Here is a 12,903-nt window from a genome sequence, read left to right on the forward strand (position 1 = left end):
TAAAAATATGAATAAAACGAATAAGATTGCAATCGTAAATTCTAGTAGCTTTGGAAGAATCTTCCCAGAACATATGGAACGATTACTCCGAGTAGGTGAAGTGGATCGCTTTACATTTGATAGTAAAATAGATGGAAAAACGTTAGCTGAAAAATTACACGGCTACAATATGATTGTTGCAAGTGTAACACCATTCTTTACGGAAGAATTCTTTAAACATAAAGATGAGCTGAAAATAATCAGTCGTCATGGGATTGGGTTTAATAATATCGATTTAGAAGCAGCCAAAAAACATCAGACCATTGTTAGTATTGTTCCACCTTTAGTAGAACGTGATGCAGTTGCCGATAATAACATTACGAATTTATTGACGGTGATGCGTCGTACAGATGAGGCTGCTAAAAAAGTCAAAGAAGATGGCTGGGAAGAACGTGCAACTTTTATTGGTCGTGGATTGAGTGGGAAAACGGCAGGTGTGATTGGGGTCGGAAATATTGGGAGTCGAGTTTCAGAAATTCTTCGTTATGGATTTCGTTGTGACGTTCTAGGTTATGACCCTTATAAAACAAAATTAGAATTAGATGTATTTGGAGCTAAAAAAGTTGATTTGGATGAGTTACTGGAAAAATCAGATGTAATTTGTTTATGTGCCAGCCTCAACGAAGACAACTACCACATGATTTCTAAAGAACAATTCCTTAAAATGAAGGATCATGTATATGTATCTAATACAGCTCGCGGAGCTCTAATTGATGAAGAAGCGATGGTTCAATCCTTAGCATCAGGTAAAGTTGCAGGGTTTGCAACAGATGTATTAGAAGTAGAACCTGGACGTTCCAATCATCCTTATCTTTCATTTGAGAATGTGATTATGACTCCACATACCTCTGCTTACACAATGGAATGTCTAGAGGGAATGGGAGAAAAATGTGTGACAGATTGCGAAGAAATTGTAAAAGGGACACTACCAAGGAATGCAGTTCAATCTACTAGCCACTTTATCAAATAGGGGGGATAACCACGATGGAAGGGTTAAATGTAAAAGTTGGACCACAATTTTATCGCTACAGCAAGGATGCGATTTTACTTATTCCGGATATTCTTCATGAATACCATGCCAAAAGAATTTTGGTTGTCCACGGCACAGTTTCTTGGAAAAAAGCAAAGCCATTTTTAGATAAAGCATTGAAAAAAGAATGGGAGATGGTCTATGAACCGTACAATGGTGAATGTAGCTATAACGAGGGAAATCGAATAGCGGAAGTTATTAGAGTAAATCAAATTGATTTTGTCATTGGAGTAGGTGGTGGGAAATTAGCAGATTTAGTATTGTATGCTTGTCACTTAGCGAATGTTCAATTCGGTATGGTACCCACACTTGCAAGTAATTGTGCTCCTTGGACCCCTTTATCGGTTATGTATAAAGATAATGGTTTAGCAGAGGGAAAGACGGAACATGTAAATCGTCAGGCTGCATTTTTAATAACAGATCCAGCCTTAGTCATTGATGCACCGATTCAATATTTTGTAGCTGGAATTGCTGATACACTAGCAAAATGGTATGAATCAGATTTAATCTTAGAGCAAGAATTTTTTTAAAAGAACCTTTTCTACAAATGGCTAGGTTTGCAGCTCGTATGTGTAAAGATACGATTTTAAATGAATCAACCAAGGCAATTGAAGATATGAAGGCAGGAGTTATTTCTGATGAGTTCGTGCATGTTTCTGAAATTATTATTGCAATTGCCGGTTTAGTAGGTGGATTAGGTGACAAATTTGCTCGTAATACAGCAGCGCATTCCATGCATGATGCTATTTCTGCCTATTTACCAGAAGTTCACACGTATTTACATGGTGAAAAGGTTGCCTATGGAATTCTTTATCAGCTTGCATTAGAAGAGAAGTGGTCGATCATAGATGAATTACTTCCTTTTTATGAAAAGTTAAATCTACCTAAGTCATTAACAGAAATGGGCGTTTATCCCATGTCAGAAAGTACGATGAAAGATATTGTTCGATTAATTAATGGGAAGTCAAAAGTTCATTTACTTCCTTTAGAAATAAATGAAGAGACACTCACACAAGCACTAATTCGATTAGAAAATTATATTAATAAATGAGGAGACTGTAGATTATGGAAACTTTATCAGTATGGCAAAGTCTAATTATTGCCCTCTGGGTAGCGGCAGTAATGTCCCGAGCATTTTTAGGAGGAGCAACACTAACCCTTCGTTTTTCACCATTGATGACCGGTTTAGTAGTAGGGGTTGTAATGGGAGATGTAGCAGGCGCAATGATTGTTACTGCAGCCATTCAATTGATTTATATGGGAGTATTTTCTCCAGGTGGAACGATGCCTTCAGAACCATCCATCGCAGCAGCGATAGCTGTTCCAGTTGCCCTACTAGGTAACTTAGCACCAGAAGCAGCGATTGCGATAGCTGTACCAGTAGGATTATTGGGAGCGTATTTGTATCAATTCCGCTTCTTCCTAAATACTTTTATTGGGAAAGCAACAGACCGAGCCGTTGCAAACCTTGATCATGGTGGAATTACACGTTCCGTTATTATTTATCCAACGATTGCCTCTTTCCTTCTTTTCGTACCACTAGTATTTATTGCTTTATATTGGGGAGCACCTGTAATTGCAGATGTCATTGTGGCACTTGAAGGAACGGTATTTATTCATATCCTAGAAGTTGTCGGTGGCGGATTGGCTGCAATTGGGATTGCAACTACTATTTTTGTAATTGGACGTAAAGAATATATTGTATTCTTCTTATTGGCATATTTTATGAGTGTCGTTTTGCAAAGCTTGGGAGTAACGATGGTTACATATGCAATTGTTGGAACATTGATTGCAGCAATATTCGTACTAAGCAAAGGAAGTACACAAACGAGAGCCGCTTCCGCAAGTTCTTCTTCAATGGATGAATTTGATGAAGATGATGATGATTTCTAAAATTGCCATAAGAAAGGATATCATAAAATGACTGATACAAGAAAATTTGAATCGAATGATAAAAGTACAGATTTGGAAGGGATAGACATGGAAACTAACTCAGAAAGACTTTCGACTTTAGATCCACATAAAGCTCCGGAAGAACTCACACAAAAAGATGTCTCAAAAGCTTATCTAAGATGGCACTTTGCAAATGAAATTCCTCACTCTTTTGAACGTTACTTAGCACCATCTTTGTTATATGCAATGATGCCCGTGCTTCGTAAACTGTATAAAGATGACGACCTTTTACGAGCAGCCTATGAAAGACAGCTCTTATTCTTTAACACTCAGTTGACATGGGGTGGAGGAATTATCACAGGATTAATGTCTTCCATGGAGCAAGATCGTGCAAAACAAGAATACAATCATGAAGAAATAACGATGACCGATGATTTAATGTACAATACGAAAGCTGGTTTAATGGGAGCGTTAGCTGGAATCGGTGACTCCATTGATTCTGGAACGATTCAGTATATTTTTATCGCGATAGCCATTCCTTGGGCTCAAAATGGTAGTGCTTTGGGAGCGTTGTTCCCATTTATCGCATTTGCTTTGTACCAAGTTCTTGTAGGATTATTCTTTGCTCGTCAAGGGTTCTCTACTGGACGAAGTGCGACAGGAATGATGCAAAGTGCTGGAGTTCAGAATGCAATTGAACTACTATCCATTCTCGGTTTGTTTATGATGGGAATCCTAGCAGGGAACTACGTTAAAGTATCTTCCTCTTTGGAGTTTTCTATATCTGGGCGGCCCTTCGTTCTCCAAGAAACACTGGATACGATCTTACCAGGTTTGCTACCGTTAGCTGTTGTTTTAGGAGTTTATTATTATTACACTAAGAAGGGTCTCAAAGTTACTCGAGCTCTACTATGGTTAACACTAATCCTAATTGTACTGGCAGCCATTGGTATTTTGTAATAAGATGAAGATAGAATCAAAATAAAGTAAAAAGGGTGTTGAGGTTAATGGGAGTAGTAAATTTGGCACGTGTAGACGAACGTTTGATTCATGGACAAGTAATGGTGACATTATCTAAACGTAATAATGTAAACTCAATTTTTGTTGTGGACGATGTAGTAGCAAAAGATAAATTTATGAAAGATCTTTATAAAAGTGCAGGAAGTCGAACCGGCCAAAAAACAATTGTTATGACATTGGATAAATGTAAATATTACTGGGATGAATTTGAGTTTAAGGAGTATAGCGCAATCCTTATTGCTAAAACAGTAAGTACCATGTATGAATTAGTGAAGTATGGTGTTCCAATGAAAGAGCTAAATGTAGGTGGAATTGCTCAAAAAAATGCTGAGAATGATATATTCGTTACTAAATCTGTTTATTTAAATAAAGAAGATGCGTTAAAATTAAAAGAATTAAATGAAGACTATGGTGTGGAAGATATTTATTTCCAAGCAACTCCTTCTTCAACTAAAACAAGTTTAAAAGATGTGTTAGCTAAGTTTGATTTATAATAGTGAGGTAGGGATGATAGCAAATGAGTCGAGATGAATTGTTAAAGGATTGGTATATTCGTTATCATTTAATTTTAGGACGTCGATACACTGGAAAACAAAAAAAGAGTTTTCTACAAAGTGTATTTACAGATATCAATCAATTTAGAAAAGATATTGAGATAGACTCCTTCAAATTAGGTGAGCAAAATAAACAGGAATATCGGAATCTCTATATTGGTGACGTAAAAACGGCAGATAAAGTTATTTGTACGTATTATGATACTCCAGCAATCCAACTCGATTCTTATCATTTCTTTAATTTGGCACATCGTAAACGAGTTACGATGAAGTGGATTGGGATCTTTTCACTATTGTTTATTTTGTTAGGAGTAGCGTATACCTTATTTATTGGAATACCGACCTTTCAAGCGGAGGGTCTATGGAGTATTCCTTCTGTTTTAAGTATTTTATTCTATATCGTTTATTTTTATCTTTTGAATAAAATCACTAGAGGATGGCCTCGTAAAAAGAATTTAATTCGTAATACCTCATCTATATTGTTAATTTTAAATTTGATTTATTCTTTTAAAAATAAAAAAATTGCCTATGCATTTTTGGATGCAGGTTGTACAAATAATGCTGGATTGGATCAATTGCAGGAACAGACGAATGCTGCAATTTATATGGTAGATAGTATTGGTTCTTCTCAACCACTTTATCAAGTGGCAAAGGATCCAAAATTATTTGTCAAAGAGGATTCAGTAAAACAAGTGCAATCACCTGCTCAAGAAAAGCGACAAATTCTGTATTTAATCAGTGCAAAAGAAGATCAAGATTCATTTGTTTTATCAAGAGAAAATATCCGTGAAAATCAATTAAATGATGTGAATATGAATATTGCTTATGATTTTTTGGAAAAGGTAATAGGGAGGAATTTTTAATGATTGGATTAATTGTTGCTACTCATGGAAAAATGAGTGATGGGATTGTAGATGCTGCTCATTTAATTATAGGGAGTACCGAAAACATTGAAACACTCAACCTGATCCATGGAGATGATGTACAAGTATTAAAAGAAAAAATGTTGGATGCAATTGAAGCTGTCAATCAAAATGAGGGTGTAATTATTTTTACAGACTTATTTGGTGCAAGTCCGTACAATCAAGCAACACTTGCCATTCATTCACTTCCACAAGAACTAAAAGAAAAAATATTTGTTCTTACGGGTGTCAACCTACCTATGCTTCTGGAAGCAATTAGCCAGCGAATGATAGGCTCTTCCGTAGAAGCTGCTGTTTCTTCGATTATGAGTGAAGCGCAACAAAGTATGGTTGTATGGCCAAACAAAGAAGACGCGAATGTTGATGACGATGAGGATGATGATTTTTAGTATGATGTTAGAAATAGGAATCAAAAGTCAGATAGAAATATCTGGCTTTTTTCTATACAAAAATTAGGAGGAGGTCAAACGATTGGAAACAGCATATGAAAAATTTAATCTAAAAGAAGTTATTAATGCGAGTGGGAAAATGACTGCATTAGGAGTTTCAAAGTATTCTAATGCGGCAATTAAAGCTCAACAATTCGGAGGGAAACATTTTTTTGAAATGGACCAATTATCTGAGCACGTCGGAAGCTATTTAGCTAACTTGCTCGAAGTAGAAGATGCCTGTGTGGTTTCATCGGCTTCTGCCGGAATTGCTCAATCGGTTGCGGCGGTTATTGGTCAAGGAAGTTCGTACCACTTACACCATCCTTATTCGAAAAAAATAAATAAACGTGAAATTATTATTCCGAAAGGGCATCATGTAGATTACGGAGCTTCTGTTGGTACCATGATTGAATTAGGTGGTGGAAAAATAGTGGAAGCTGGTTATGCTAACAAATGTGATGTTGGTCTAATGGAAGAGATGATAACTGAACAGACTGCAGCAATCCTTTACGTAAAAAGTCATCATACTGTTCAAAAAAGTATGTTGAGTATAAAAGAAACCATCAAAATAGCTCATACTTATCAATTGCCGGTAATCGTAGATGCAGCAGCGGAAGAAGATTTATACTTGTATAATCGAATGGGGGCCGATCTAGTGATTTACAGTGGATCATAGGCCATTTCTGCTCCCACTTCTGGCTTAGTTATTGGAAATGGGAAACTAGTTGAATGGGTGAGAATGCAATCAAATGGAATAGGAAGAGCTATGAAAATTGGAAAAGAAAATATTCTTGGTTTAGCCGCGGCAGTAGAGTGTTATTTGGAATCGAAATCTACTGAGACTGGAGAGCAAATGAAAGCTCGGCTACATCCCTTTATCGAACAACTTCAAAGTATTCCTATGATGAAAGCATCTATGAGTCAAGATATTGCTGGTAGAGATATTTTTCGTGCAAAGGTTGAAGTGGAGTCAAATTCTTCATGTGAAGCAAGAGAATTATTTAAAAAGTTGAAAGATGGGAATCCAGCTATTTATAGTCGAGATCATCAATTAAATAATGGAATCCTTGAGTTCGATATTCGCTCTGTTAATAAAGATGAAATGAATACCATTATCCACCGAATACAAGAAATCATGTATCAATAGTGGTTTTGTACAGACAAAGGTTGCGAAATAAACTTAAAAATTTCTTCTTATCGAATACATAATCATTTGGATTTGTGTAATAATGAACACAACCTTTTTAGTGCAAGAATAGATTGTGTACACAGTTAATTAATTTGGAGGACTGATTATTATCAAAAATTTAAATGTGAAAGTAGGACCACAATTTTATCGGTATAGCAAAGATGCTATTCTACTTGTTCCAGAAATTCTTAAAGAGTACCAGGTAAAGCGAATTTTAGTAATTCACGGTACAATTTCTTGGAAAAAAGCAAAACCATTTCTAGATCAAGCATTAAATCAAGAATGGGAAATAATCTATGAACAATATAATGGAGAGTGTAGCTACAACGAAGGAAATCGAATTGCAAAAATTATTGCAGAAAATGAGATTGATTTTACTATTGGAGTAGGTGGAGGGAAACTAGCGGATCTAGTATTATATGCATCTCACTTGGCCAATATTCCATTCGGTATCATCCCTACTCTTGCAAGTAATTGTGCTCCTTTTACATCCCTTTCGGTTATGTATAAAGATAATGGATTATCAGAAGGCAGATTAGAGTTTGTAAACCGGCAAGCAGCTTTTTTAATAACAGATCCGGCTTTAATAATGGATGCTCCTGTTCGATATTTCATTGCTGGAATAGCTGATACATTAGCAAAATGGTACGAATCCGATTTGATTTTGGAACAAGAAAAATTTCAGCAGGAACCTTTTTTACAAATGAAAAGATTTGCAGCACGCATGTGTAAAGAGACTATTTTGAATGAATCAAAGAAAGCTATTGAAGATATGAAAGCAGGAGTGATTTCTGAAGAATTTCTACATGTCTCTGAAATTATTATTGCGATTGCAGGTTTAGTTGGTGGCTTTGGAGAACAATATTCCAATACAGCTGCGCATGCGATGCATGATGCTATCTCCGCCACTTTAAAAGAAGTTCATCCTTATCTTCACGGTGAAAAAGTGGCTTATGGTATTTTTTACCAGCTTGCTTTGGAAGGGAAATGGTCTACTATAGAGGAGTTAATTCCTCTATATAAAGAACTAAATTTACCTAAATCACTAACAGAAATAGGAGTGTACCCTATGTCTGAACATACAATGAAGTCTATTATTCAATTCATTAATGATAATCCTGAAGTGCATCTACTTCCTTTGGAGATAAACGAAGAAATTCTTACCCAAACGCTTATTCAATTAGAACAGTATATCAGCAGATAAAGAAAAAGCATAAGAAATGGAAGAAATCCATTTCTTATGCTTTTTGAATATATTTGATTCCTGTTTATAGTAAACCAGCCAGTTGTGGTAACCACATAGACAAAGCAGGAACATAAGTTACTAGTAGTAAGCCTAATAGAATGGCTACATAATACCCAACCATATAAGGAACCACTTTCGCTAAACTGGTCTTCCCGACCTTGATAGCGACAAAAAGTGTATTTCCTACAGGAGGAGTAATGTTCCCAATACATAGGTTATAGACGAGCATGATACCAAAATGAATCGGGCTCATTCCAAAAGAAATAGCGATAGGTAAGAAAATAGGTGTGAAAATCAGGATAGCTGGAGTTACGTCCATGAACGTTCCCGCTACTAACAGAATAACGTTAATAATGAGCATGATAATCAAAGGATTATCTGTAACTCCTAAAAGTCCTGCTGCAATTGCTTGTGGGATTCCTGTAAAGGCCATTACCCAACTTAGAATATTACTTACTCCAATTAAGAATACGACCATTCCACTAGTTTCTGCACTATCAATCAAAATTCTATATAGATCCTTAAAGTTAATCGAACGATAGACAACCATTGATAAAAATAATGCATAAACAACAGCAATTGCCGATCCTTCCGTTGCAGTAAACACTCCAATAACAATTCCACCAATAACAATCACAATTAAGGATAAAGGTAAAATGGCTTCAAGAGATGATTTACCTAAGCGTTTCCAGTCAAAAGGACCTGTGTCTCCTGTGTAACCTTTTCTTTTTGCAAAGATGAACGCAACAAACATACACATAGCTGCCCATAATATCCCTGGAAGATATCCAGCTAAGAATAAAGCAGCTACTGACGTCCCACCAGATACAAGAGAATATGTAATCAGTGCGTTACTGGGTGGAATTAAGAGTCCACTAGGAGCAGAAGCTGCATTAGTAGCCGCAGCCAAATCCATATCATATCCAGCTTCTTCTTCACCTTCTCGAACCATACCACCAACTGCGGCAGCCGCAGCTGATGCTGATCCAGATATGGCTCCAAAGAGTGCGTTTGCTCCTACGTTCGTTAGCAAGAGAGAACCTGGGATTTTACCGACAAGAGCCTGAACAAATCCAACGAGTCGTTTTGCAATTCCTCCTTGGTTCATAATATTCCCCGCCAGAATAAAGAAAGGGATGGCAACGAGAGTGAAGGTAGACGTTCCACTAAATATTCTTTGAGCGGACGTAATAACAGTTGTATCTAACGACATCGTCGGCATAATTGCTGTAACTGCTGCAATTCCAATAGAAACTGCGATTGGGATGCCGAGAACTAGCAATAGTGCAAGAACAACTAGCATGATAATTAACGATTGAATAGCCATTTAATTATTTCTCTCCTTTTCTTAGGCCTGACGTTCGTCAACAGGCAATTTAGTTTCTACAGATTTCGTTTCAATAGGATTTCCTTTAATCAAGTCATAAATATTTAAAATACTATAAGTAGCCGTGAATAGACCACTAATTGGAATTGCCGCATAAAAAACTCCCATTTGGACGGGTAAAGAAGACGTTGCTTGTCCCATAGTGAGGAGTGTAATGCTGATTCCTCCATAAATCAAAACAACTGCCGCAAAGATAAAGATAATAATTTCTGAAAGGATGGCGAGATAATGTTGTACTTTAGGAGAAAGCATATCAACTACAACCGGGATATTCATATGCTCGCGCTTTCCGAACACATAGGCTGCACCTAACAAGGTAACCCATGCAAAGAGATAAGAAGCTAATTCCTCTGACCATGTACTAGGATTATTCAACACATAGCGAGTTAGTACTTGCCAAACAGTGAGAAGGGTGAGTAGGGCAAACACTGCGGCATTAAAGATACGCATCATTTGATCTAAAATGGATCTTAGTTTTTTCATTCTTCATTTTCTCCTTCCATTTGTTTATTTATTTCATCTACTTTTTGTTGAATTGCTTGATATACAGGTTTTAGTGTAGGATTTCTTTCTAAAGTTTCTTCATGAAGCGGTAAAACTGCATCTTTAAAAGGTTTAATTTCAGGATAATTAAAGGTAACGCCCATTTTATCTTGTGCTGTTTCTTTGGCTACTTCCACTTTTTCTTTCCAAGAAGCATGTTGGGTATCTTGCATAATTTGGAATGCTTCTTCAAAAATTGCTTCCTCTTCTTCGTCTAAACTATCTAGGAAAGCTACATTGACGATTACTTCATCGGGAATCATTTGGTGCATGGTATATGAATAATAATTAACCACATCCCCATGCCCGTTTTCTGTAAGAGCTAATTCGTTGTTTTCAGCGCCGTCAATAACTCCTGATTGGATAGCTGTGTAAACATCACCAAACCCCATAGGAGTGGCAGAACCACCAAGTAATTGCATCATACGCACGTTTGTTGGTGATTGTTGTACACGGATTTTTAATCCTTGTAAATCACTCGGCTCTTCAATCATCTTATCGGTTACATAAAAATTCCGAATACCGGCATCCAACCAAGCTTTTGTAACAAATCCTGATTCGCGTGTTCCTTCAAAGATTTCACCAACAATTTCTGGATCATCCATCGCTGCACGATAAGCTTCTTGACTATCAAATAAATAGGGTAAGTTGAAAATTTCAAATTGGTCATTAAATGTTTCTAAAATGGAGTTACTGGCAACCGTAATTTCAACAGCTCCCGTCTGAGTTAATTGAACCATATTTGTTTGTGTTCCTAACAGTTCACTAGGAAATAATTGAATATCATATTTATCTCCTAAGTTATCTTCTATAAAACTCTCGAATTCTAACATTCCGATATGAGTAGGATGATTTTGAGATTGATTATGGCCAATACGAATGATTCTCTTCGCTGTAGATTCATCTTGCGAAGGGGAACATGCTGATAACAAGAATAATAAGGAAAGTATGCCCAATAGAATGATAAGCTCCCTTCAAAGTAGACACTGTAAAAAGCAAACTACTTTGAAAGGGGCTTTTTTCTATGGCTAGAAAACATACCGAGGCAGAACTGTTACATTTCATTGGTTTACACCTGAAGGGTGTTCCTTATCAAACGCTTGTCGATCAGCACCATCTAAAACTATCTAACACCACTTTTATGAATTATGTCCATCGGTACCAGGACCATGGCATGGAAGGGATCCGCTACCAAAAGAATTACCGCAGTTATTCGAAAGAATTCAAGCAGAAAATTGTGGCTGAATATCTACAGACGGGTTACGGCTTTTCATACTTAGCCATTAAATATAACATTCCGTCGAAAATAACGGTAAATAAATGGGTAAACCGGTATACTGAAGGAAAAGAGAATGAGACGTATTCTCCGAAATCTGAGGTGTACCACATGACGGGTATCAAAAAAACATATGAAGAAAAATTAAAAATTGTAGAAGACTACATCGACAATCGCCTGACTTATCAGGAAGCAGCGGAGAAAAACCAGGTAAGTTACAATAACATTTATTCCTGGGTGAACAAATACAAAAAGCATGGACCGAAAGGTCTGGAAGACAACCGGGGCCGCGGGAAGCCCACAGAAATTCAAACAGCGGAAGAACGTTTGAAAGCAGAAGTAGAGACACTCAAAGCTAGAAACAAATGGCTGGAGATGGAGAACGATGCTTTAAAAAAGCGCCGAAAGATCGCTGGGAGTCTCAAATCTCAGGAGTCAGACAAGAAGCGGAATATCTGACTATTGAAGAATTAAAGCATAAATATCCGATTACCCATCTTTGCGATATACTGGGCATTGCCAGATCGAGCTATTACAAATGGCTGAAACGTGAGCCTTCAGAAGCCGAATTGAAGCGCCTAAAATTAATGCGAGCGATTAAAGAGATCCATGAGGCTTTTGGAGGAATTTACGGCTACCGGAGAATGACCATCTTTCTAAACTTCTTTAGAAGAGCAGAAGTGAATCACAAATGTATCCATCGCTTAATGAAAATCATGGGGATAGCAGCAGTCATCCGTCGGAAGAGAAAGAACTATGTGCCACACAAGGCCGTACATGTAGCGGAGAATCTGTTAAACCGTCAGTTCCACGCAGAGCATCCCATGGAGAAGTTACTGACTGATGTCACGGAGTTTCGGTTGACCAACGGGACGAAACGTTACCTGAGCGCCATTTATGACCTTGGGTCAAAGAAAATCGTGGCTTATAAAACCAGTCACCGCAATGACAACCCGTTAGTACTGGATACACTAAAGCAGATTTTGGGTGATATAAAGCCTGAAACCACCCTGATCCATAGCGACCGCGGTTCCCAGTATACCTCCCATGCTTTTAACCAGACGATTAAAAATCACGAGATCATCCATAGTATGTCCCGCGTCTCGAAATGTATTGACAACGGCCCTATGGAAGGCTTTTGGGGTACGCTCAAGGTGGAGATGTTTAACCTGGATACGTTTGACACATCAGCGTACTTAGACCAGAAAATCAAGGCATACATCGCGTTCTTCAATAATGAACGCGTCACTTTGAATATGGGGTTAACGATTCCTACGGAAGAGAAGATTCTACAAATGATTGCATAAACGCTACAAAAAAGACCACACATTTTTACATGCATGGTCTAAAACAATTTGTTTTTTTACCTGTC

Annotated in this window: 12 protein-coding genes and 2 pseudogenes; 11 read left to right on the plus strand and 3 right to left on the minus strand. The window is 37.2% G+C overall.

Annotation, left to right across the window (positions count from 1 at the left end; translation table 11 throughout):
* Nucleotides 1–7: 7 nt before the first annotated feature.
* From LZ578_RS04115 to LZ578_RS04155, 9 genes and pseudogenes are all read left to right on the plus strand, one after another.
* Nucleotides 8–1,009: a D-isomer specific 2-hydroxyacid dehydrogenase family protein gene (locus LZ578_RS04115; RefSeq protein WP_235146067.1), complete on the plus strand. Its 1,002-nt coding sequence runs from the start codon at nucleotides 8–10 to the stop codon at nucleotides 1,007–1,009.
* A 14-nt stretch (nucleotides 1,010–1,023) separates the two neighbouring features.
* Nucleotides 1,024–2,120: pseudogene (locus tag LZ578_RS04120) on the plus strand (iron-containing alcohol dehydrogenase family protein).
* Between the two features lie 14 nt (nucleotides 2,121–2,134).
* Nucleotides 2,135–2,962, plus strand: a complete 828-nt coding sequence (locus tag LZ578_RS04125; RefSeq protein WP_235146068.1) for a PTS sugar transporter subunit IIC — start codon at nucleotides 2,135–2,137, stop codon at nucleotides 2,960–2,962.
* An 87-nt stretch (nucleotides 2,963–3,049) separates the two neighbouring features.
* On the plus strand, nucleotides 3,050–3,922 hold the full coding sequence (locus LZ578_RS04130; RefSeq protein ID WP_235146392.1) for a PTS system mannose/fructose/sorbose family transporter subunit IID: 873 nt from the start codon (nucleotides 3,050–3,052) through the stop codon (nucleotides 3,920–3,922).
* A 47-nt stretch (nucleotides 3,923–3,969) separates the two neighbouring features.
* The gene (locus LZ578_RS04135) at nucleotides 3,970–4,476 is read left to right on the plus strand and encodes a PTS sugar transporter subunit IIB (RefSeq protein WP_235146069.1); all 507 of its coding nucleotides are present in this window, start codon (nucleotides 3,970–3,972) and stop codon (nucleotides 4,474–4,476) included.
* Nucleotides 4,477–4,499: 23 nt separating this feature from the next.
* Nucleotides 4,500–5,399 carry a hypothetical protein gene (locus LZ578_RS04140; protein ID WP_235146070.1) on the plus strand — a complete coding sequence of 300 codons (900 nt, stop codon included), beginning with the start codon at nucleotides 4,500–4,502 and terminating at the stop codon, nucleotides 5,397–5,399.
* Nucleotides 5,399–5,848, plus strand: coding sequence for a PTS sugar transporter subunit IIA (locus LZ578_RS04145; RefSeq protein ID WP_235146071.1), 450 nt, complete (start codon nucleotides 5,399–5,401; stop codon nucleotides 5,846–5,848). Before LZ578_RS04140 ends, LZ578_RS04145 begins: the two co-directional genes overlap by 1 nt.
* Before the next feature lie 82 nt (nucleotides 5,849–5,930).
* Nucleotides 5,931–7,037: pseudogene (locus tag LZ578_RS04150) on the plus strand (DgaE family pyridoxal phosphate-dependent ammonia lyase).
* A gap of 148 nt (nucleotides 7,038–7,185) precedes the next feature.
* Nucleotides 7,186–8,283 carry an iron-containing alcohol dehydrogenase family protein gene (locus LZ578_RS04155; RefSeq protein ID WP_235146393.1) on the plus strand — a complete coding sequence of 366 codons (1,098 nt, stop codon included), beginning with the start codon at nucleotides 7,186–7,188 and terminating at the stop codon, nucleotides 8,281–8,283.
* Between the two features lie 64 nt (nucleotides 8,284–8,347).
* On the opposite strand, the gene LZ578_RS04160 is transcribed toward LZ578_RS04155, so the two are convergent.
* From LZ578_RS04160 to LZ578_RS04170, 3 genes are read right to left on the minus strand one after another with little or no spacing between them, the layout of a single operon-like run.
* Nucleotides 8,348–9,652, minus strand: coding sequence for a TRAP transporter large permease (locus LZ578_RS04160; RefSeq protein WP_235146072.1), 1,305 nt, complete (start codon nucleotides 9,650–9,652; stop codon nucleotides 8,348–8,350).
* Nucleotides 9,653–9,673: 21 nt separating this feature from the next.
* Nucleotides 9,674–10,195 (minus strand): TRAP transporter small permease, encoded by a 522-nt coding sequence (locus LZ578_RS04165; RefSeq protein WP_235146073.1) that lies wholly within the window; start codon nucleotides 10,193–10,195, stop codon nucleotides 9,674–9,676.
* Nucleotides 10,192–11,211 (minus strand): TRAP transporter substrate-binding protein, encoded by a 1,020-nt coding sequence (locus LZ578_RS04170; RefSeq protein WP_235146074.1) that lies wholly within the window; start codon nucleotides 11,209–11,211, stop codon nucleotides 10,192–10,194. The genes LZ578_RS04165 and LZ578_RS04170 overlap by 4 nt, the downstream gene beginning before the upstream one ends.
* 68 nt (nucleotides 11,212–11,279) lie before the next feature.
* Between LZ578_RS04170 and LZ578_RS04175 the strand changes: the two genes are divergently transcribed.
* Nucleotides 11,280–11,990: a helix-turn-helix domain-containing protein gene (locus LZ578_RS04175; protein ID WP_235144866.1), complete on the plus strand. Its 711-nt coding sequence runs from the start codon at nucleotides 11,280–11,282 to the stop codon at nucleotides 11,988–11,990.
* Entirely contained in the window at nucleotides 11,897–12,838 is a 942-nt protein-coding gene (locus tag LZ578_RS04180) for an IS3 family transposase (protein WP_235144867.1), read from the plus strand. The genes LZ578_RS04175 and LZ578_RS04180 overlap by 94 nt, the downstream gene beginning before the upstream one ends.
* The last annotated feature ends 65 nt before the right edge of the window (nucleotides 12,839–12,903 follow it).

It is taken from the genome of Jeotgalibaca sp. MA1X17-3 (assembly GCF_021513155.1).
In the GTDB taxonomy this organism is placed as follows: Bacteria; Bacillota; Bacilli; order Lactobacillales; family Aerococcaceae; genus Jeotgalibaca.